Raw genomic sequence first — 19,786 nt, forward strand, 5'->3', positions numbered from 1 at the left:
GATTTGAGAGGAAGTTAGTTAATAGCGAATGGTGCACTTAACTTAAAACAAGGTATCATAACCTTAAATTTTTGTGTGGTTGAGAAATTTACCATTTGATAATAACCATGCATAGCTCCAAATGGTGAAGTCAACAAACAGCCAGAATTGTATGTGTGGGATTCACCTGGTTTCAAAACGGGCTTTTTACCAATGACACCTTCTCCTTCAACAACTTCAGTATTGTTCAAAGCGTCGTAAATTTTCCAATAACGGGTATTTAACTGTACAGAATCTTTGCTTTGGTTCTCAATGGTTACCCTATAGCCAAATGCATACTGTACCTTATAATTTTTATAAAAAGTTCCTTCGAAAGTGGTTTCAACGGAAATTTTTATACCACTAGTTACTTGATGTACCATGAAATAAACTATGCTTTCGCTAAAATAAGATAATTTTTGAATTATTAATTCAATATTAGTCTAATGTACACTTTTTGAGGTTGATACGAGCAATGGTGCAGTTAATTTGAGGAATGGTATTCTGTGTCGGCAAATTGCTCCAATAAAGAGAAGAAATTCAAAATATCGCTTTGCTGTAGTATTGAATTAATAGTTACAAGCCTAACGAACTGGGTTCCGTTGTTTTCACCGAAACTTACAAGAAATTTTGCCTTTTCATACATGGCGTGGCAAAGTTTTTTAGCATTATAATCCTTGTAATTGAAACATACAGAAATAGATTTCTCATAACTGTAAAGTGTATAATTGGGATTTGCTTGAATGTACTTCCTGGCGAAATCTGCCATTTTAAATTGATGATCTACCATTTTCCCCAACCCTTCTGTCCCTATAGATTTCCATAAGGTCCATAATTTAAGTGCGTCGTTACGCCGTCCACATTGTAAGGATGTTTTACCTGGGTTAAAATCGTCCACTGCTGTTTGAAATAGATAATCAGCATCAGCAGCCAAAGAGTTATAAAGAAACTTTTTTTCCTTGCAAAGAAATATGGAACAGGTCATTGGGGTACCCAACATCTTGTGGGCATTGTAATTAAAACTATCTGAAAGCTCTATACCTTCCACTAAATGGTTATATGAGTTACTGAATATAACGGAACCGCAATAAGCACCATCAACATGAAACCATAACCCATATTTAGAAGATATTTTGGCAATTTCTTTTATAGGGTCAAATGCGCCTAACACTGTTGTTCCAGCAGTGGCATTGATAAAGAAGGGGAGGTTTCCTAACTCAATATCTTTTTCAATTTGGGTTTCTAAATCCGAAACCAGCATACAGCCTCTAGCATCCGTTTTGACATAGCGAACGTTGTTTCTCCCTATACCTGACAATGCAGCATTCTTGCCTATAGAATAATGGCAAGCCTCAGATGTATACAATGTAAAGGTTCGGTTTACCCCAACCATTGATGTCTCCGGTAATTTTGCATCTCGTGCGAGGATCAAAGAAATAAAATTGCTCATAGATCCACCTGAGGCAATTGTTCCTCCATAACTATCTGGATAACCTATTAATTCTTTGCTTGCTTGAAGTATTACCTTTTCTACTCCAATTTGGGGACCAGCCACTTTATAGGTATACATACTAGTATTGAGCATTACTGCTAAAAGGTCACCAAGCACTGCTTTGGGAACGCGCCCCCCATATAATTGATTGAAGAATCTGTTGGTCGCTGTTTTAGGGGTTGCTTTAATTAGCTCCTTAAGTCCTGAAATGAAATTTTCCTCCAATTCAGCAGTGGCTTTCAAGCTTAGGTCTAATTTTTTAAATAAATCTGGAATTTTAACAGGTGCAACAATGGGATGTTCTTCTTCAGATTGAAGCAATACATCACATAACTCCATGAATAATTGTAGCTCTTCCTTCAATTTGAAAACTAGTTTAGAGGAAGGTCAAAATTACGAAATAACCTCTAGTTAGAAATATTAACTGATGATGCTTCTCCAACGCCTATCATACGATCGAATCTCGCTCCTAAATCACGATAGTAAACCAATACTTTATAGTTGTTTTCAGTTTGCCAAAAATTCCCAGATATTGCTCCTTCATCCAAGACTCCGTCTGGGTTTACAATAACATATTTATAATTATAAAAACCTTGCTTCATCGGTAACTTAGCTTCGTATACTCCACGGTCTCCGTTATAATACATTCTATTTTCTTCCTCTAAGGCGTAATTGTTATAATTACCATATACATAAATGCTGCGTCCATCCATTAGTTCTGGAGACAATAAAGAAAAATGAATAACCGCATAATCGGCTTCAATAGATATGTCATTCATAGCATCAGCAGTTATCACAAAATTCCCGTTTATGTCTGGATTGTAAGTATATGGCCTATTTGCCCTAATTTCATTGGTGAATAAGTAATTGTGGTAAACTTCTTTTAAATCAATGAATTGAACTCCGGTATTCGCCACTCTAATATCCCGATTTTCATAAAACAGGTATTCATTTCCGGCCCAAAAACTACTTTCTTTCACATAGCGGTAAATAAGCTCATTACCTAGGGCGTATTGTGGCCGTAATCCAAAAATTGCTGTATTTAAATTGTTGTTTTGTACAATCACGGTTTTTACAGTTTCCAAAGGATTATTAAATCTTAAACCGCGGCCGGTAATTACAAAGTCAACACTTTGTTTTTCGTTGATGAACTTAACATCCCTACTTCGTTTTATGCTAACCCCGACATTTGCCAATTCTTCATAAATCATAAATTTCCTACTGAAAATAAGGTCACCATAACTATTTCTGATAGACAATAAATAGTTTCCACTTTTTAATAAGCCCCGCGTTTGGGGGTTTGGAATTTGTAATCTGTAATGTGAATAAATCTGGTAGGTGTTATAGGAATTTTCATAATCTCGAATTCTCTGATTGTCAAAACCGGCCAGATATTCTGGTTTTGAAAGCTGAGAAGGTTTCCAATTATAATCAAAATGTTCTATTTCATAATAATAGTCGGCCTCATCCCCGTTAAGCGCATCAAATTCCAATTGTAAGGTTTCGCCAAGTTTAAGTATAGGCAAACTGCTTTCCGGTGTATTACCCTTAAATGTTATTGTCTTAATGTAATTGGGTGGATTTGTTTCAATTACTTGAGCATGGTAAAAATGCATGCTAAGAAGTAAGAAAAGACAAAATAAATAATGTTTCATTCGGACAGTTTATTTGCTAAATATAGGCAAATAATGTGCCTAAATACCAGAATGAATTTGGTACTCTATAGGTTAAAAAGGTAAGTAATCTGGTGATTACCGATTGCCTTGTCCGGAATGGCTCAATAAATGGCGGTTCCAATCGACTTCTGAATTGGAATCCCACAATGGTTTGGCGTCAAATAAATCTAAAAAATCTCCAAATGATTTTTGTAAACTCCTCATTTTGTCTACCACTAATTTGTGTCTTGTAAGACATTGGTCTAGATCAAAAGAAAAAAACTTTGAATTTTTTAAATCTTCTTTTGAAACTTCCTCCATTTGTTTTGCACCGATAATATCGGAGACTAATGTTAACTGGGTTTTGTCCTCACCATTTTTCATAAAACTCCGCTGCATAGTCTGTTGGTCGGAGTTGCTGTTAAAGAAGATAGATTGGGCGGACAAAAAACAAGAAAACATGCAAAGCACAGCGCTAATTGTTATTGTTTTCATGATGGTTGATGTTAGTGTCCCTAGGTTGAGATTTTGGAATTTAAGAAAAAATTAACAGAATTACTATTTTTTAACATGGAATTTTTGGGCCTATAGGTCAACATTTAAGTTTTTTAAGTCCTAAGTTCAGTAAATTTGTAATGGTTTTTTATTTGATTTCGATGTTCAGAAAAGGTTTTAATTTTGAATGATTCTAAATAAATATTCCGTAATAATAATTTCAATTATTGTAAATTTGCACGGATTTTTAAGTCGAATAAAAATCACTCTTACTATACCAATTTTATAGACTGAAAAACATGTCCAACGACATTAAGATTAAAAAGGGTCTCGACATCAAGCTTGTTGGCGAAGCTGAAAAGAAAATCGAAAACGCCATAGTGAGTAATTACTATACACTGAGACCTGAAGACTTTCACGGGGTAACGCCAAAATTAATATTAAAGGAAGGCTCAAAAGTTAAGGCTGGTGAGCCTATTTTTTATGATAAGAATTTTGAGGATGTAAACTTCGTTTCACCAGTTTCTGGTGAAATAATTGAAATTCCTAGGGGTGCTAAACGAAGAATTCTAGGCATTAAAATTCAAGCTGATAAGGAGCAGATCTATGTTGAAAACGGTAGGATCGACCTTAATAATGCAACAGCCGACAGTATCAGAGGTTATTTGCAGAAAACAGGTGCTTGGGTTTTTGTTAAACAACGTCCTTATGATATTATCGCGAAGCCAAGCTCAGAACCTAAGTCAATCTTTATTTCTGCTTTTGCTTCTGCACCTTTAGCCCCAGACTTCAACTTTATATTAAAGGGCAGAGAATCCTATTTGCAGGCTGGAATTGATGCTTTGTCTAAGTTGACCGCGGGTAAAATCCATGTTGGGATTGCAAAAGGCGGTGACTCACCTTTTAAATCCTTAAACGGAGTTCAAATTCATAATGTCAGTGGCCCACACCCATCCGGTAATGTTGGGACACTTATTAATAAAATTGATCCAGTAAATAAAGGAGAGGTTGTATGGACGATAAATCCTCAGGATTTGGCCATCATCGGAGAGCTTTTATTGACAGGAAAATTTAATGCTGAGCGGGTAGTTGCCCTAACAGGATCTTGTGTGAAACAACCTCGTTATTTCAAAACTAAATTGTGTAGTGAAATAGCAACCATGGTTTATGACAATGGTATTGATAAGGATGCCAATTGTAGAATTATTTCTGGAGATATCTTAACTGGTAAGCAGGTTGCTCCGGATGGTTATCTTGGATATTATTCAAATTCTATAACTGTAATTCCTGAAGGTGATGATTATGAATTGTTCGGTTGGACTAAGCCTGTTTTCAATAAGATTTCCACTTCAAGAGCACTTACATTTTCTTGGCTAAACAAAAACAAGAAGTACGATCTTTCAACAAATACCAATGGAGAACATAGGGCATTTGTGGTAACAGGCTCTTATGAAGAAGTTTTTCCATTAGATATGTATCCACTTCAAATCTTAAAGGCTTGTAAGTATAAAGACCTTGATGAAATGGAAGCATTAGGCATGTATGAAGTTGCTCCTGAAGATTTTGCACTTACTGAATTTGTGTGCGTTTCTAAACAGCCACATCAAAAAATTATAAGAGAAGGATTAGACTTAATGATTAAAGAAATTGGATAAACATGAGTTTAAAACAAAATTTACATAACCTGAAGGAAAAATATAAGGGTACTAAGATGGCTACCGCCTTTAATGCCTTTCATACCTTCTTGTATACGCCAAATGAGGTTACTCATGGTGGTACTCATATTAAGGTAGCAGACGATTTAAAGAGAACCATGAACACTGTTATCATGGCCTTAATTCCATGTTTAATCTTTGGAATGTTTAATGCTGGTTACCAACATCATTTAGCATTAGGAGAAATTGATGCTGTTGCTGGTTTCTTCGACGCTAATTTTTGGAATTGGGATAATCTAGTGGTAGGTCTGTGGAAAGTTCTTCCCCTTGTAATTGTTTCTTACGGTGTTGGTTTGGGAATTGAATTTCTTTTCGCCACAATAAAAGGGCATGAAGTTGAGGAAGGATATCTCGTAACTGGTATGTTGGTTCCTTTAATTGTACCAATCGATGTTCCGTTGTGGATGCTTGCAGTGGCAGTTGCCTTTGGTGTTGTTATCGGGAAGGAAGTATTTGGTGGAACAGGTATGAATATTTTGAATCCTGCCTTAACGATTAGAGCATTCTTATTCTTCGCATATCCAACATGGATGTCAGGAGATAAGGTTTGGGTACATGGTGCGGTCGATCGAGCTCAAGAAATGGCGGCCGGTGCAAAAGTAGATGCGATTTCAGGAGAGACTATTCTTGGTTCATTGGCTCAAAACAATACGCCGAGTTATAGTGCAATGGATGCGTTTCTAGGGTTTATACCAGGATCGGTTGGTGAAACTTCTACCATATTAATAATTCTGGGTGGTTTGTTTCTGATTTTCACAAAGATAGGAAGTTGGAGAATTATGCTTTCTGCTGTTGTGGGTGCTATTGTTATGGGCTTGATATTTAATGGTGTTGTTGATGCAGGTTGGATATCCGAGGGAAGTAAATTCTACGGCCTTATGAGCACTGACTTTTGGTACCATTTACTAATTGGGGGGTTTGCCTTTGGAGTTGTATATATGGCAACAGATCCGGTAACTGCTTCCCAAACTAACAAGGGAAAATGGATTTATGGATTCCTAATAGGGTTTATTTCAATTTTAATTAGAGTATTTAATCCGGCGTATCCTGAGGGTGTAATGCTCGCGATTTTATTAATGAACGTATTTGCACCAACTATTGATCATTATGTGGTTCAAGCCAACGTTAAAAAACGTAAAAAACGTTTAAAACTTAAAACAGCTTAATTCGATGGCAATTAATACAGATAAAAATAGTTACACGATCATTTTCGCCATTTTAATGGTCGTTGCGGTTGGGTCCCTATTAGCCTTTACTGCATCAGCATTGAAACCAACGATTGATGAAAATAAAAGGTTGGAAAAACAACAAAACATCCTTTATGCGATGGGTGTTAATGATAATGACGAAACTTCTGCGGTCTTTGTTTCAACGGCAGATGCACCGAAGTTATTTGATGAGTATATAAAAAAACAATTAGTGCTTCAAAATGGTGAGGTAACTGAAGATCCTGAGGCATACTTAATAGATGTTAAAAAGGAGCAAGCAAAGGCCAAAGATCCAGATTATGCTCGCAGATTACCTGTTTTTGTTGGTGAGAAGGATGGAAAAACTTCCTATGTGATTCCTATTTATGGCAAAGGTTTGTGGGATGCGATTTGGGGTTATATTGCTGTTGATGACGCATTTGTGGTTCAAGGTGTTTACTTCGATCACAAGGGAGAAACACCTGGTTTAGGTGCCAACATTAAAGAAAGATACTTCATGGATGATTTTTATGGGGAACACCTGCTTACAGAATCTGGTACTTTTGAAGGTATTTCGGTTGCAAAAGGAAATGCTGATCCAAAGAATGAGGATAAGGTTGATAATGAAGTGGATGCTTTAGCGGGTGCTACCATTACCGGAAATGGTGTTACAGACATGATTAAAAACGATCTAAAACTTTATTGGCCTTATTTTAAAGACAAAACTCTTGAACAGGCTATTCAATAATTATTGATGCATAAAACAATTATATATGGCACTTTTATCTAAAAAAGACACCAAATTAATAACTGATCCTCTTGCGGACAACAACCCTATTACTATTCAGGTGTTGGGTATTTGTTCTGCATTGGCGATTACCGCACAACTTAAGGCATCAATTGTGATGGCTATATCTGTAATATTTGTGTTAGGTATAGGTAATGTGGTTATTTCTTTGATACGAAATATTATTCCTTCAAAAATTAGGATTATCGTGCAATTAACCGTTGTTGCGGCATTGGTGATTATTGTTGACCAAGTCCTAAAGGCTTTTGCATATGAGTTAAGTAAAACACTTTCGGTATTTGTTGGTTTAATTATTACCAACTGTATTATTATGGGACGTTTTGAAGCATTTGCTCTGGGAAATGGCCCTTGGAGATCCTTTTTAGATGGAATTGGTAACGCGTTAGGTTATGGTATCATCTTAGTTATCGTTGGTTTCTTTAGAGAATTGTTAGGTTCTGGTACCCTGTTAGGTTTTCCGGTTCTAGGAAATCCTGTTGAAAAAACAGGACTTTATTCAATTGGTTATGAAAATAACGGATTTATGTTGTTGTCTCCTATGGCCCTTATTGTTGTGGGAATTATAATTTGGGTGCAACGTAGCAGAAATCGTGAATTGATTGAGGATCATTGATAAAAACCAGAAGACTACCATTAAATACAGAATTAAAAAATTATGGAACATATAGAGTTATTTTTTAAATCCATTTTTATTGACAATATGGTCTTTGCAACCTTCCTTGGGATGTGTTCTTATTTGGCCGTGTCTAAAAAAGTGTCTACTGCAGTAGGTTTGGGAGCGGCAGTTATTTTCGTATTGGCAATTACCGTTCCATTGAACTGGTTGTTAGACCAATATATTCTTCAAGAAGGAGCACTTAAATGGTTAGGTGATGATTTTGCTGATTACGATCTAAGCTTTTTATCATTCATCATGTTCATTGCCACCATTGCAACTATGGTTCAATTGGTAGAAATTGTGGTTGAGAAATTCTCTCCTGCACTTTATAACTCATTGGGGATATTTTTACCTCTTATTGCGGTTAACTGTGCTATTCTTGGAGGTTCTTTGTTTATGCAATCAAGGGAAATCCCAACCTTGGGCTTGGCTTTTAATTATGGTATAGCATCTGGTATTGGGTGGTTCTTGGCTATTTTAGCAATTGCTGCTATTAGAGAAAAAATTAGATATTCCAATGTTCCACCACCATTACGTGGATTGGGTATTACGTTTATCATTACCGGTTTAATGGCAATTGGATTTATGAGTTTTGGTGGAATGTTAACTGGTGGTGATGATGCAGCCCAGGAGGAAAACACTGAAACTGTAAAAATTGAAAAAGAAGAGGTTAAAGAAGAACCGATTAAAGACGATATAGCTAAACTTTCTAATGATATTGAATAACATGATCTTAGCAGCAGGAACTGTGGGAACCATTATGGCTACCGTATTGGCCTTTTTGGTGGTTACCCTTTTATTAGTGGCATTATTACTTGTAGTAAAACAAAAATTGTCCCCGTCAGGGCCGGTCACACTTAAAATTAATGGTGAAAAGGAACTGCAGGTAGAATCTGGTGGTTCCTTGCTTTCAACTTTGGGTAACCAAAAAATATTCTTGCCTTCTGCCTGTGGTGGAGGAGGAACTTGTATCCAATGCGAATGTCATGTCCTTTCAGGAGGAGGGGAAGCTTTGCCTACAGAGACACCTCACTTTACAAGAAAGGAACTGCAACACGGAGCGCGTCTAGCCTGTCAGGTTAAGGTAAAACAAGACATGGAAATAACCATTCCTGAAGAAGTGTTTGGTATTAAGAAATGGGAAGCTGAAGTTGTCAGAAATTATAATGTTGCTTCCTTTATTAAGGAGTTTGTTGTTAGAATTCCTGAAGATATGAATTACAAGGCTGGTGGTTATATACAAATTGAAGTGCCTCCATGTACTGTAAATTATAAGGATATCGATATTACCGCTCACCCTGAAGAGCATGAAACTCCTGATAAATTTCAAGCTGAATGGGACAAATTCAATTTATGGCCTTTAGTAATGAAAAATACCGAAGCCATTGAGCGTGCTTATTCTATGGCCTCTTATCCTGCTGAAGGTAGAGATATTATGCTGAACGTACGTATCGCAACTCCACCATGGGATAGAAATAAAAATGGTTGGATGGATGTTAATCCTGGTATTGCATCTTCATATATTTTCAACCAGAAACCTGGAGATAAAGTAATTATTTCAGGGCCTTATGGTGAGTTCTTTATCAATGAGTCTGAGGCTGAGATGCTATATGTTGGTGGTGGAGCTGGTATGGCGCCGATGCGTTCTCACTTATACCATTTATTCAAAACATTACAGACAAATAGAAAGGTTACTTATTGGTACGGTGGTCGTTCTAAGCGTGAATTGTTCTACTTGGAACATTTCAGGGAGTTAGAGCGTAATTTCCCGAATTTTAATTTTTATTTGGCATTGTCTGAGCCACTACCTGAAGATAACTGGAAAGTTAAAGAGGATATCCACGATGAGGAAGGAGATGGGTTTGTTGGTTTCATTCACAACTGTGTAATTGATAACTATTTGAGCAAGCATGATGCTCCAGAAGATATTGAATTATATTTCTGTGGTCCTCCGTTGATGAACCAAGCAGTTCAGAAAATGGGTGAAGACTTCGGAATACCAGATGAAAATATCCGATTCGATGATTTCGGAGGATAATTAAAAAATTAAATAACAAAAACCGACAACGTTTGTCGGTTTTTTTATGGACTAAATTGGCCTCTGTGCAAAAAGGGGATTTTATATGTCTATTAGGAATTCTGAATTTTTGATATTGTAAATTTGTTTCATGAGCAGACCCTTAACGAATCAAGAATTGCATAACCTTGCCATGAATCACGTTGGAAAGGAGTTGGAGAGACGTGGATTTGAATTCATTGCTATTAATAGCAAGCTAAAGAAGCATCCACAATTTGTCTGTATTGATAAGAATGGGCAATATTATTTTGTTTTGGTGAAGGTTGTGATTCTACCTGATAATCCTAATAATTATGATATGGTTTGGATGGAAACATTTAAGAAGCATGCAAGGGATAAAGATGCGAAAGTGCTTTTTGCAGGGGTTGGTTTAGGTAATCCCAATGGTGAAGAATTACCTATTTACCTTAATGAGGAATATCTTATTGAATACAATGGTATTCAAGTTATAGAGACTCATTTAAACTAGCTAGAATGAAAATTTCCAAATTTATTTTAATCCTTTGGTTTTTAATCTTTACCCTGGGATGTAAAGAAGAGATAACAAATCAACGTCTTAATGGTCCTGTATTTGGTACTTCCTACTCTATTGTTTATGATAAAGAACAGAATTTTCAAAAAGAAATAGATAGCTTATTAGAAGTTATAAATGCTTCTATGAGTACTTATCGGGATAATTCCATTATATCTGAAATTAATAAAAGTAACGGGGGGGATGTTGATGAGCATTTTATGGAAGTATTCAATGTTTCAAAAAATATTTACAATCAGACAGAAGGTGTTTTCGATCCAACTATAGGTATTCTGGTAAATGCATGGAATTTTGGTCCAGAAGGTGGAATACAAGCCGTTGACAGTTCCCTGATAGATAGTTTGAAACCTTTTGTTGGTTTGGATAAAGTTGTATTGAAGGGACAAAAATTAACCAAACCATTAAAAACATTTATTGATTTTAATGCTATTGCAAAAGGATATGCAGTAGATGTCGTTGGAGAATTCCTTGAGTCCAAAAACAGTTTCAACTACTTAGTTGAAATTGGTGGTGAAATTAGGGTAAGAGGAGAAAATAAAGAATCGAACAAGCCATGGAAGGTAGGGGTAGAGGAGCCACATTTTGATGGTTCTCGTTCTATTTTGAAAGCAATTACATTAAAAGATGCAAGCATGGCCACCTCTGGTACCTATAGAAAATTTAAGGTAGATTCTCTAGGAAACCGTTATTCGCATATTATAGATCCAGATTCTGGGTATCCAAGTAACACCAATCTGTTGAGCATTTCTGTTATTGCTTCAAATTGTATGACTGCTGATGCTTATGCAACCGCTTTTAAAGCGATGGGGATTGAAAAAGTCAAGAGATTTTTGGAAGAGCACACAGAACTTAAAGCGTTTTTAATATTTGAAAATGCAAATAGGGAACTTGAGACTCTCTCGATTAATGAATTTCCTGTTAAATAACTATTTATAAACAACAGGAATAATTTCACCTTTGTTTAGACAATACCGTTCAATTTGTTCATCCGTTAACTTCTTGGTATAGTCTGCTTGGACGACTTTAAAACCAGTATTTTCTAGGCGCTCGAAAAAGTCTTTGCCATAAACACGAACATGGTCGTATTGTCCGAAGGCTTCTTTGCGGTCCTTTTTAGTAGTAATGGATGGATCTTCATATGTAGTTTCGCGTTCAACCTCATAAGGTACCTGAAGAATACCCATTCCTCCTAGTTTCATGACCCTATATAACTCATTCATTGCGCGTCTATCATCTTCAATATGTTCAAGAACATGATTACAAATAATTAAATCAAAAGAGTCATTTGGAAATGGAAGATTGCAGATATCGGCCTTTACGTCAGCAATTGGCGATTCAATATCGGTTGTTGTATAATCTAAATTTTCCATTGCCTTAAATCGTTCGAAAAAAGCTTGTTCAGGTGCAAAATGAAGAACTTTTTTATTCGCAGTGAAAAAATCAGTTTCATTTTTCAAATATAACCACAGAAGACGATGTCTTTCTAGAGATAAAGTGCTTGGAGATAAAGCATTCTCACGAATATTTTCATACCCATAGGGAAGAAATTCTCTGAAAGATTTTCCATCTATAGGATCAGTGTATTTGTCTCCCTTAAGATAAATGGCTAAAAGTGGACGTACAGCCAAACTAGACCTAATAAGGTACTTTCTTGGTATGCGATTTAGGGCGGTTTTAAAAAGTTGTTTCAAGGTTTCTATTTATAATCTTCTCTTGCTGGGCAAAATACATCGGAGAGTTTGCAGTTCGTAATTGCTTTTCCTCCGTGAGGCGCATGAGATGGAATTTTTACGATCATACCAGGGGTATATATTTCTGTTTTTCCATCAACCGTCATTTGAAATTCCCCTTCGATGACTTGGGTGGTCTGTTCGTGTACATGTGAATGGATTGGTATTTCGGCACCTGCCTCAACTTCCCAAAAGCCTAGTGTATAGGTGTCCATATGTATAAACCTCCCGTGGTATCCCTTTATAATTTCTTTAGGTTCAATATCTTTTAATACAATCTTTCCCATTATAGAACTAATAAATTTTTTCTAAATGCGTCTTCCTCATCACTTTCAATTCCTAGGGCTTCATATATATAAGCGAAGGTGGATAATAATTCAGGTTTTCCATCAACTAAGGCAACGTCATGCTCAAAATGAGCACTAGGCATATTGTCTCGTGTGGTAATCGTCCAACCATCTCGATGGTGTTTAATTCTATGGGTGCCCATATTTATCATCGGTTCTATGGCCACAACCATTCCGTCAACAAATTTCTTTCCCCGACCTCTTTTTCCGTAATTCGGCATTTCAGGATCCTCATGCATTTTTCGCCCCAAACCATGTCCGACTAATTCCCGAACTACACCATACCCAAAAGATTCGCAATAGTTTTGAATGGCAAAACCTACGTCTCCCACTCGATTACCTAACTTAAATTCTTTAATACCTAAGTAAAGGGATTTTTTGGTTACCTCTAAAAGTTGTTCAATTTCTTTACTTACCTCACCCACTTTAAATGTATAAGCGTGGTCACCGTAAAATCCATTTTTCTTAGCACCGCAATCAATTGAAATAATATCACCTTCCTTCAGTGGATCTTTTGTAGGGAACCCATGTACCACCTGATCATTTGGACTCATACAAAGTGTATTTGGAAAATCGTACAAACCCAAAAAACCGGGCTCGGCTCCATGATCACGGATGAAACTTTCCGCCATTTTATCTAGTTCTAAAGTGCTGACTCCAGGTTTTACTTCACTAGCAAGCATCCCCAAGGTCTTAGACACAATGAGGGCACTTTCACGCATTAATTCAATTTCTTCAGCTGTCTTAACTTCAATCATTACCTAAAAATATGGGCAAAGATACTTAAAATATCGCATGCCAAAATATTGTATATTCAGGGGTTAATTGGACTGATAAACAAAATGAATTAATCCAATAAATTCATAAATTTTAATAAAAGTAAAAACCCATGTATAAAGCGGTTTCTGCTGAAGAGGCAGTAAAAGTTATAAAGTCGAATGATAAAATTTATATACAAGCTGCGGCTGCGAACCCCCAAGTTTTACTGAGGGCAATGACGGCTAGACATGAAGAGCTGAGAAATGTAACTATTTGTCAATTACACACCGAAGGAGAAGCTTTATATGCTGATATAAAATACAAAGAAAGCTTTCATGTTAATTCTTTCTTTATTGGAAAGAATGTGAGGCATACCTTGAAAGCTGGTAACGGATCTTATACTCCTGTCTTTTTAAGTGAACTTCCTTTGTTGTTCAAAAGAAATATAATTGATATAGATGTAGCACTAATTCATGTTTCAATTCCTGATAGACATGGATATTGCTCATTGGGTGTTTCTGTTGAAGCAACTTTGGCAGCAATTGATAATGCTACATATGTAATTGCCCAAATTAACAAACAGATGCCACGAACTTTTGGAGCGGGAATTATTCATATTTCGGAGATCGATGCATTTGTTGAATGTGATGAGCCACTACCTGAGCATATAGTAGCCGAACCAAATGCCATTGAAAACAAAATTGCAGATTATGTTGCAGAACTTATTGAAGATGAGAGTACATTGCAAATGGGTATTGGGAATATCCCAAATGCTGTACTTTCTAAATTGACCAATCATAAAAATTTAGGATTACATACCGAGATGTTTTCAGATGGGGTTATAGACCTTATTTTAAATGATGTTATTAATGGCAATTATAAAGTGATTGATAGGGGGCGAGCGCTGGCTACATTTTTGTTCGGTTCCAAACGATTATATGATTATGTAAATGACAACCCATATATAGATTTAAGATCTTCCAATTATGTGAATAACGTTTCAATAATTAAACAAAATCCTAAAATGGTGGCCATCAATTCTGCAATTGAAGTGGATGTTACAGGTCAGGTATGCGCAGATTCTATTGGTAGTAATATGTATTCTGGAGTTGGTGGACAGATGGATTTTATTAGGGGAGCTTCTTTAAGTAAAGGCGGAAAAGCTATTATCGCTTTACCTTCGGTTACCCAAAAGGGTATAAGTAGAATTGTTCCCTTTTTAAAACAAGGGGCGGGGGTTGTAACTACTAGGGCACACATACATTATGTGGTTACAGAATATGGTGTGGCTAATCTTTATGGCAAAACGTTGCAAGAACGAATTAAAGCCCTAATAAATATTGCACATCCCGATCATCGAGAGTTTATTGATAGAGAAAATTTCAGACTAGGAGGAAGAGGAATTATTTGAAAAAGGAGAAGAAACCCTTCTTTTTCTTTTTTTCTAAATGTCCATAGCCTGGAGCATTTTTGGTAATTAATTGGTAGATTTCACCCCAACCTAATATTCCTCCAATATTTCGGTCGTCTATAAACAAATCTGCATGGATTTTTCGACTCCTACCATCTTCAACAGGTTCGTTAGGATAGCTTTGGTTTACAGCATAAAATGTTACACCATTGCTCTTGCAAAAATCTACAGCTTCCTGTAAGGATTGACCATATCTGTAAGTCCATAAAATTAGTCGATGACCATCTTCTTGAAGACGTTTTAGAGTTTCAAAAGCAAAAATGCGAGGTTTGCCAATTTTGGGATAGGCATCTTCAACTATAGTTCCATCGAAATCAACGGCAATGATCAGTCGGTTTTGGAGCGTCATATACTTTTTGCTTAGCGCAAATTTACAATAAATTGTATAGTGGACTTATTTGAGTAATGAAGTTCTTGTCATAGCTTCCGGTTGCTCTATTTCCATCAAATCCAATATGGTAGGTGCAATATCACCAAGTATTCCATCATTTATGTGTTGGGTTTCATTAGATACTAATATTACAGGAACAGGATTGGTAGTATGAGCCGTATTAGGGGTTCCGTCTGGGTTAATCATAGTGTCGCAGTTACCGTGATCTGCAATAATTATTGTTACATAATCTTGTTCCAAGGCGGCTTCAATGACATCCTTAACACATGCATCTACAGCTTCACAAGCTTTTATTGCTGCCTCCATTACACCAGTATGGCCCACCATGTCTCCGTTGGCAAAATTTATACAAATAAACTCTTGTTTTCCCCTTTTAATTTCATCAACCAACGCATCTCTTAACTCATAGGCACTCATTTCTGGTTGAAGGTCGTAAGTTGCCACCTTGGGAGAATTTTTCATAATTCGGGATTCTCCAGAAAAAGGTTCCTCTTTTCCACCTGAAAAGAAAAAAGTAACGTGAGGATATTTCTCTGTTTCAGCCATGCGTAGCTGGGTTTTTCCATTTTTTGAAAGAATTTCCCCTAGAGTATCATTTAAATTATCTTTCTCGTAAATAACATGCACTTTTTTAAAAGTGTCATCATACTTAGTCATTGTAACATAGTACAAATTTAAATGGTGCATATTGTACTCATGGAAATCTTTTTGTGACAGGACTTCAGTTAATTGTCGGCCACGATCTGTGCGGAAATTAAAAAATATTACAACATCGCCATCCTTTAATTGGGTTACGGGCAATTCGTTTTCATCAGTAACTACAATTGGTTTGATAAATTCGTCGGTGATATCTTCATTATAACTCTCCTGAATGGCATCAGTTGCATTGTGGGTTTTCTTTCCAACTCCATTAACGATAGCGTCATATGAAAGTTTTACTCTTTCCCATCTTTTGTCTCTGTCCATTGCATAGTAACGACCAATTACCGTTGCCAATTTTGTGGGTGTGTCCTTAATATGTTCTTCCAAGGAGGTTACAAAACCGAAACCTGACTTGGGATCAACATCTCTTCCATCTGTAAAGGCATGTACATAATTTTTTTGGACCCCTGCTTCATTTAGGACATCGATAAGACCAAATAAATGATTAATATGAGAGTGTACGCCTCCATCACTCAATAACCCCATTAAATGAACAGACTTATTATTTTTATTTGCATAATCTATGGCGTCTTTTAGAACTTTTTCATTCTGTAAAGTGTGGTTCTCAACAGCCATATTTATTTTTACTAGATCCTGATAAACAATTCTACCCGCCCCAAGATTCATGTGGCCGACCTCACTGTTTCCCATTTGTCCTTCTGGCAAACCGACATTTAACCCATCTGTACGAAGGGTAGCGTTTGGATATTTATGGTAAAGGCCATCTATAAATGGTGTATATGCCTTGTCTATTGCTGAAACCTTAGGATCTGGAGAAATTCCCCAACCATCCAAGATCATTAAAATTACTTTCTTACTCATGGCTTATATTTTGAGAGTTCCAAAGATACGTCTTATATAAAATTATAAGAAAGCGTAGTCCTTGAAATATTCAAGTTTTAATAAAAAAGTAAGTTCTGGGATTACTGTAACAAAAGAGTAATTAAACCGTCTTTATTTTGAATGCATTCAAAGTAACCATAGCTGGTAACTATGGTGATTGGTTAGGAAAGAAAAACACTCTTTTTAGAGTGTTTTTCTGTATTTTTCAATGGATTCTCTAATACGTTCAATCCTATTATCCGGGTCTGGGTGTGTGCTCTGAAATTCTGGAACCCTATTCGGGCCGGCAGCCCTTTTCAAAACTTCCATTACTTGAATCATTTGCTCTGGATTATAACCCGCTTTCATCATAAATTTTATACCTAGGTCATCACTTTCTAGTTCATCGCCACGACCATTTTTCAATAAGGTTGTTTGTCCAATACCTGCCACAACATTCCCCATATCAGCACCAACTTGTGCACCTGTGCTTACTGTTTGCCAAAATTGAGTTTCTGCCACTCTTTCCGCAGAGTGTCGCCCCAAGACATGGCCGATTTCATGCCCTAAGACTCCTGCTAATTGGTCTTCAGTTTCAAGTTGTTTAAATAATCCGTAAGTAATAAATACCTGTCCTCCGGGTAAAGCAAAGGCATTTACAGTTTCAGGATCTCGTAATAAATGGAATTCATACCGATATGGTGTTTCATGGGCAATCGAACTTTGGACTAGTTTATTTCCTACATTGTCTACCATTGCTTGATAGTTTTCATCTGGATGTAAACCTCCATATTGTTGAGCCATCTCTGGGGCCGTCTGAATTCCAAGTGCAATTTCTTGTTCGGGAGTCATTCCAATAGCTTGCTCCCTTCCGGTATAAGGATTGGTTTCTGTATTGCTGCATTTTTGAAAATATGCAAATGCTACAATAGCTAACCCTAATAATAGTCTTATAGCTAATTTACTGTTTCTCATATTCTTAACTTGGATAAAATTAAATTTACAAAAGTTCGGGGTTAATGTTTAAAATATTTTCTGTGTAATATGTGTTCAAAAATTCTTTGGTAATATAAGATCCACCATCTAAATCATCGGTTACAATATTGTTAATGATTTCCTGATTTTTATAAGCTTGTAAATACTTTTTTGAGAGAGGTTTATAGCTATAATGCCAAGGTTCATATTTAAATCCTTTTCTGTCTGGATTATTAGTGTAAACTAAATAAAACCCATATTTATTTGCATTTTTAATTAACCAATTTTTTAGTTTGGAAAAGGGACCATTAGGTTCAAAATGTTCGGGGCTTAAAACGTTTTTTGGTTGTGGAACACTCCCATCTATTATGTCTATATCTGTACCCCAATGATGACGAGATGTGCCTGGAATAGTAGAATATTCAATTATTTTCTGAATGCTTTCTAGTGGGCTCAATCCAGAATTGGTATAACTTTTATATTTCCTATTCCAAATATTTTTTTGATGGTCATAACTGCGATAGGCTGAAACCACCATAATTTCTATTCCCTCATTTTTGGCGGCTGTTTGCATATTTAGAAATGCATTATAGGCATCTTCTCGTAAACGTATATTATCGTTTTTGAATTTTAGTTCAGCCTTTCCCATTAAATCGGTTGCGGTAATGTCTTCCTTACTATTGTTAGATAATAGACTAGTTGGATTTATATAAAGAAAGGGGACTGCACAGGCAGTATTACTTAAAAAAGTTCTCCTTTTCATAAAGATTTTATCATTAGATAATGAATCCCGATTGGATCAATATTAAATGGTTCTCCTATTAATTGATACCCTAATTTTAAATAAAAGTTTTTCGCACGCTCTCTTGCATTTAACCAAATGAAAGGTAGCTTATACTTTTCATTGAGAAGGTTTTCTCCAAAATTGACAAGTTCCTCACCATAACCTTTACCTTGGTAGGGTTCTAAGATAGCCATTCCTCTTAATTGAAATTGACCCATTTCATCGAAGTTTGGATTGTTTTTATTCATTAGACTCATTACACCGATAAGTTGGTTTTTAAAATATGCTCCAATATGTAAAGTAGTTTCGTCATCATCACCTTCCATGGCACAACTCTCTAAGGAGCGACCTTTTCTTAAAACAGGATGTCTAACCAAATATGTTTCTTTTGGTTCTATAAGTCTGAAGCTGAGCGCCGAGTCTTTGCCCATAATCAAATGATTATTTTAAATTACTCAGATCTGTATTTGTAGCTACTTCGTAGGGTTCTTTTTCAAATTGAAAAATCCTTGCTTTTAATTTGCCTTTTAACTGGATATTGTCATTAATTACTCTTAACCAACTTCCTTCCCTTAGACCAACAACTGGTTGAGTATTAAATACTAGAAATTCTTTAATTCTAGTTTCACGTGTTTCTCCCATGTGTGTGCTGTTGGGAATTGGGTCCAGGTAATGTGGATTTATATTAAAAGGTAGTAATCCTAAGGCTTTAAAACTTGGTGGGTAAACTATCGGCATATCATTCGTAGTATTTATGGTAAGCCCGCAAATATTGCTCCCTGCACTAGTTCCTAGGTATGGTACTCCCGAATTTATAATCTCTCTTAAGCTTTCAATGAGCCCAAGTTTATATAATTTATTGAGCAAAACGAAAGTATTTCCTCCCCCAGTAAATATCCCTTTAGCTGATTTTAAAGCTTCAATTGGATGGTCAAATTCATGTAAACCCTTCACTTTTTTGCCAATCTTAACAAAGGCCTCAGCAGCTTTTGAGGTATAAGATTCATGGCTTATTCCTCCAGGTCTTGCAAATGGAATAAATATTATTTCTTCAGTGTTTTCGAATAATTCTTTCAACTCTGGTAATAGATAGTCTAAATAGTTGCCACCATGCAATGTTGAAGTGCTCGCAACAATTAAATTTTTCATCTTCTTATTTTGTCGTAAA

Annotated in this window: 22 protein-coding genes; 9 read left to right on the top strand and 13 right to left on the bottom strand. The window is 36.1% G+C overall.

Translation table 11 applies throughout. The features are described 5' to 3' along the window. Nucleotides 1-14: 14 nt before the first annotated feature. From apaG to ISU00_RS10520, 4 genes are all read right to left on the bottom strand, one after another. Nucleotides 15-401 (bottom strand): Co2+/Mg2+ efflux protein ApaG, encoded by a 387-nt coding sequence (gene apaG / locus ISU00_RS10505; protein WP_228850615.1) that lies wholly within the window; start codon nt 399-401, stop codon nt 15-17. 101 nt (nt 402-502) lie between these two features. Then, nucleotides 503-1,873 carry a pyridoxal phosphate-dependent decarboxylase family protein gene (locus ISU00_RS10510; RefSeq protein ID WP_228850616.1) on the bottom strand — a complete coding sequence of 457 codons (1,371 nt, stop codon included), beginning with the start codon at nt 1,871-1,873 and terminating at the stop codon, nt 503-505. A 44-nt stretch (nt 1,874-1,917) separates the two neighbouring features. After that, a complete protein-coding gene (locus ISU00_RS10515) occupies nt 1,918-3,165 on the bottom strand; it encodes a type IX secretion system plug protein (RefSeq protein WP_228850617.1) in 1,248 nt (415 codons plus the stop codon). 96 nt (nt 3,166-3,261) lie between these two features. Continuing rightward, nucleotides 3,262-3,660: a hypothetical protein gene (locus tag ISU00_RS10520; RefSeq protein WP_228850618.1), complete on the bottom strand. Its 399-nt coding sequence runs from the start codon at nt 3,658-3,660 to the stop codon at nt 3,262-3,264. Nucleotides 3,661-3,959: 299 nt separating this feature from the next. Here ISU00_RS10520 and ISU00_RS10525 point away from each other — a divergent pair, with 299 nt between their 5' ends. From ISU00_RS10525 to ISU00_RS10560, 8 genes are all read left to right on the top strand, one after another. Further along, on the top strand, nt 3,960-5,315 hold the full coding sequence (locus ISU00_RS10525; RefSeq protein WP_228850619.1) for a Na(+)-translocating NADH-quinone reductase subunit A: 1,356 nt from the start codon (nt 3,960-3,962) through the stop codon (nt 5,313-5,315). 2 nt (nt 5,316-5,317) lie between these two features. Next, nucleotides 5,318-6,541 (top strand): NADH:ubiquinone reductase (Na(+)-transporting) subunit B, encoded by a 1,224-nt coding sequence (locus ISU00_RS10530; RefSeq protein ID WP_228850620.1) that lies wholly within the window; start codon nt 5,318-5,320, stop codon nt 6,539-6,541. A 4-nt stretch (nt 6,542-6,545) separates the two neighbouring features. After that, nucleotides 6,546-7,310: a Na(+)-translocating NADH-quinone reductase subunit C gene (locus ISU00_RS10535; RefSeq protein ID WP_228850621.1), complete on the top strand. Its 765-nt coding sequence runs from the start codon at nt 6,546-6,548 to the stop codon at nt 7,308-7,310. Between the two features lie 25 nt (nt 7,311-7,335). Next, nucleotides 7,336-7,983 carry an NADH:ubiquinone reductase (Na(+)-transporting) subunit D gene (locus ISU00_RS10540; protein WP_228850622.1) on the top strand — a complete coding sequence of 216 codons (648 nt, stop codon included), beginning with the start codon at nt 7,336-7,338 and terminating at the stop codon, nt 7,981-7,983. A 42-nt stretch (nt 7,984-8,025) separates the two neighbouring features. After that, on the top strand, nt 8,026-8,754 hold the full coding sequence (nqrE, locus tag ISU00_RS10545; protein WP_228850623.1) for an NADH:ubiquinone reductase (Na(+)-transporting) subunit E: 729 nt from the start codon (nt 8,026-8,028) through the stop codon (nt 8,752-8,754). A 1-nt stretch (nt 8,755) separates the two neighbouring features. After that, entirely contained in the window at nt 8,756-10,066 is a 1,311-nt protein-coding gene (nqrF, locus tag ISU00_RS10550; RefSeq protein ID WP_228853728.1) for an NADH:ubiquinone reductase (Na(+)-transporting) subunit F, read from the top strand. Nucleotides 10,067-10,196: 130 nt separating this feature from the next. After that, entirely contained in the window at nt 10,197-10,574 is a 378-nt protein-coding gene (locus ISU00_RS10555; RefSeq protein WP_228850624.1) for a Na(+)-translocating NADH-quinone reductase subunit F, read from the top strand. A gap of 5 nt (nt 10,575-10,579) precedes the next feature. After that, on the top strand, nt 10,580-11,563 hold the full coding sequence (locus ISU00_RS10560) for an FAD:protein FMN transferase (protein ID WP_228850625.1): 984 nt from the start codon (nt 10,580-10,582) through the stop codon (nt 11,561-11,563). Here the strand turns inward: ISU00_RS10560 and ISU00_RS10565 are convergent, their stop codons facing one another. From ISU00_RS10565 to map, 3 genes are read right to left on the bottom strand one after another with little or no spacing between them, the layout of a single operon-like run. Further along, nucleotides 11,564-12,328, bottom strand: coding sequence for a class I SAM-dependent methyltransferase (locus ISU00_RS10565; RefSeq protein WP_228850626.1), 765 nt, complete (start codon nt 12,326-12,328; stop codon nt 11,564-11,566). Nucleotides 12,329-12,333: 5 nt separating this feature from the next. Further along, nucleotides 12,334-12,654, bottom strand: a complete 321-nt coding sequence (locus tag ISU00_RS10570; protein ID WP_228850627.1) for a cupin domain-containing protein — start codon at nt 12,652-12,654, stop codon at nt 12,334-12,336. Continuing rightward, nucleotides 12,654-13,472 (bottom strand): type I methionyl aminopeptidase, encoded by an 819-nt coding sequence (map, locus tag ISU00_RS10575; RefSeq protein WP_228850628.1) that lies wholly within the window; start codon nt 13,470-13,472, stop codon nt 12,654-12,656. The genes ISU00_RS10570 and map overlap by 1 nt, the downstream gene beginning before the upstream one ends. A gap of 131 nt (nt 13,473-13,603) precedes the next feature. Between map and ISU00_RS10580 the strand changes: the two genes are divergently transcribed. Continuing rightward, a complete protein-coding gene (locus ISU00_RS10580; RefSeq protein WP_228850629.1) occupies nt 13,604-14,884 on the top strand; it encodes an acetyl-CoA hydrolase/transferase family protein in 1,281 nt (426 codons plus the stop codon). Here the strand turns inward: ISU00_RS10580 and ISU00_RS10585 are convergent. The 6 genes from ISU00_RS10585 to pepE all read right to left on the bottom strand — a co-directional run bounded on the left by ISU00_RS10585 (nt 14,877) and on the right by pepE (nt 19,767). Further along, nucleotides 14,877-15,293, bottom strand: coding sequence for a BT0820 family HAD-type phosphatase (locus ISU00_RS10585; protein ID WP_228850630.1), 417 nt, complete (start codon nt 15,291-15,293; stop codon nt 14,877-14,879). The genes ISU00_RS10580 and ISU00_RS10585 overlap by 8 nt on opposite strands. A 45-nt stretch (nt 15,294-15,338) precedes the next feature. After that, nucleotides 15,339-16,859 (bottom strand): 2,3-bisphosphoglycerate-independent phosphoglycerate mutase, encoded by a 1,521-nt coding sequence (gene gpmI / locus ISU00_RS10590; protein WP_228850631.1) that lies wholly within the window; start codon nt 16,857-16,859, stop codon nt 15,339-15,341. 204 nt (nt 16,860-17,063) lie between these two features. Then, complete coding sequence (locus tag ISU00_RS10595; protein WP_228850632.1) at nt 17,064-17,834, bottom strand: M48 family metalloprotease; 771 nt, start codon at nt 17,832-17,834, stop codon at nt 17,064-17,066. A gap of 25 nt (nt 17,835-17,859) precedes the next feature. Then, on the bottom strand, nt 17,860-18,597 hold the full coding sequence (locus tag ISU00_RS10600; RefSeq protein WP_228850633.1) for a M15 family metallopeptidase: 738 nt from the start codon (nt 18,595-18,597) through the stop codon (nt 17,860-17,862). Continuing rightward, nucleotides 18,594-19,049: a GNAT family N-acetyltransferase gene (locus ISU00_RS10605; RefSeq protein ID WP_228850634.1), complete on the bottom strand. Its 456-nt coding sequence runs from the start codon at nt 19,047-19,049 to the stop codon at nt 18,594-18,596. Before ISU00_RS10605 ends, ISU00_RS10600 begins: the two co-directional genes overlap by 4 nt. A gap of 10 nt (nt 19,050-19,059) precedes the next feature. Then, on the bottom strand, nt 19,060-19,767 hold the full coding sequence (gene pepE / locus ISU00_RS10610) for a dipeptidase PepE (protein ID WP_228850635.1): 708 nt from the start codon (nt 19,765-19,767) through the stop codon (nt 19,060-19,062). Nucleotides 19,768-19,786: the final 19 nt, after the last annotated feature.

Source organism: Aegicerativicinus sediminis (assembly GCF_015476115.1).
Taxonomy (GTDB): Bacteria; Bacteroidota; Bacteroidia; order Flavobacteriales; family Flavobacteriaceae; genus Aegicerativicinus; species Aegicerativicinus sediminis.

Bases quoted from the DNA above. Each gene is read 5' to 3' on its own strand.
- apaG (WP_228850615.1), bottom strand. From the start codon at position 401: ATGGTACATCAAGTAACTAGTGGTATAAAAATTTCCGTTGAAACCACT.
- ISU00_RS10515 (WP_228850617.1), bottom strand. From the start codon at position 3,165: ATGAAACATTATTTATTTTGTCTTTTCTTACTTCTTAGCATGCATTTT.
- ISU00_RS10560 (WP_228850625.1), top strand. From the start codon at position 10,580: ATGAAAATTTCCAAATTTATTTTAATCCTTTGGTTTTTAATCTTTACC.
- ISU00_RS10525 (WP_228850619.1), top strand. From the start codon at position 3,960: ATGTCCAACGACATTAAGATTAAAAAGGGTCTCGACATCAAGCTTGTT.
- ISU00_RS10520 (WP_228850618.1), bottom strand. From the start codon at position 3,660: ATGAAAACAATAACAATTAGCGCTGTGCTTTGCATGTTTTCTTGTTTT.
- ISU00_RS10600 (WP_228850633.1), bottom strand. From the start codon at position 18,597: ATGAAAAGGAGAACTTTTTTAAGTAATACTGCCTGTGCAGTCCCCTTT.
- ISU00_RS10580 (WP_228850629.1), top strand. From the start codon at position 13,604: ATGTATAAAGCGGTTTCTGCTGAAGAGGCAGTAAAAGTTATAAAGTCG.
- ISU00_RS10570 (WP_228850627.1), bottom strand. From the start codon at position 12,654: ATGGGAAAGATTGTATTAAAAGATATTGAACCTAAAGAAATTATAAAG.
- ISU00_RS10540 (WP_228850622.1), top strand. From the start codon at position 7,336: ATGGCACTTTTATCTAAAAAAGACACCAAATTAATAACTGATCCTCTT.
- nqrE (WP_228850623.1), top strand. From the start codon at position 8,026: ATGGAACATATAGAGTTATTTTTTAAATCCATTTTTATTGACAATATG.
- gpmI (WP_228850631.1), bottom strand. From the start codon at position 16,859: ATGAGTAAGAAAGTAATTTTAATGATCTTGGATGGTTGGGGAATTTCT.
- map (WP_228850628.1), bottom strand. From the start codon at position 13,472: ATGATTGAAGTTAAGACAGCTGAAGAAATTGAATTAATGCGTGAAAGT.
- ISU00_RS10595 (WP_228850632.1), bottom strand. From the start codon at position 17,834: ATGAGAAACAGTAAATTAGCTATAAGACTATTATTAGGGTTAGCTATT.
- ISU00_RS10605 (WP_228850634.1), bottom strand. From the start codon at position 19,049: ATGGGCAAAGACTCGGCGCTCAGCTTCAGACTTATAGAACCAAAAGAA.
- nqrF (WP_228853728.1), top strand. From the start codon at position 8,756: ATGATCTTAGCAGCAGGAACTGTGGGAACCATTATGGCTACCGTATTG.
- ISU00_RS10555 (WP_228850624.1), top strand. From the start codon at position 10,197: ATGAGCAGACCCTTAACGAATCAAGAATTGCATAACCTTGCCATGAAT.
- ISU00_RS10535 (WP_228850621.1), top strand. From the start codon at position 6,546: ATGGCAATTAATACAGATAAAAATAGTTACACGATCATTTTCGCCATT.
- ISU00_RS10585 (WP_228850630.1), bottom strand. From the start codon at position 15,293: ATGACGCTCCAAAACCGACTGATCATTGCCGTTGATTTCGATGGAACT.
- pepE (WP_228850635.1), bottom strand. From the start codon at position 19,767: ATGAAAAATTTAATTGTTGCGAGCACTTCAACATTGCATGGTGGCAAC.
- ISU00_RS10530 (WP_228850620.1), top strand. From the start codon at position 5,318: ATGAGTTTAAAACAAAATTTACATAACCTGAAGGAAAAATATAAGGGT.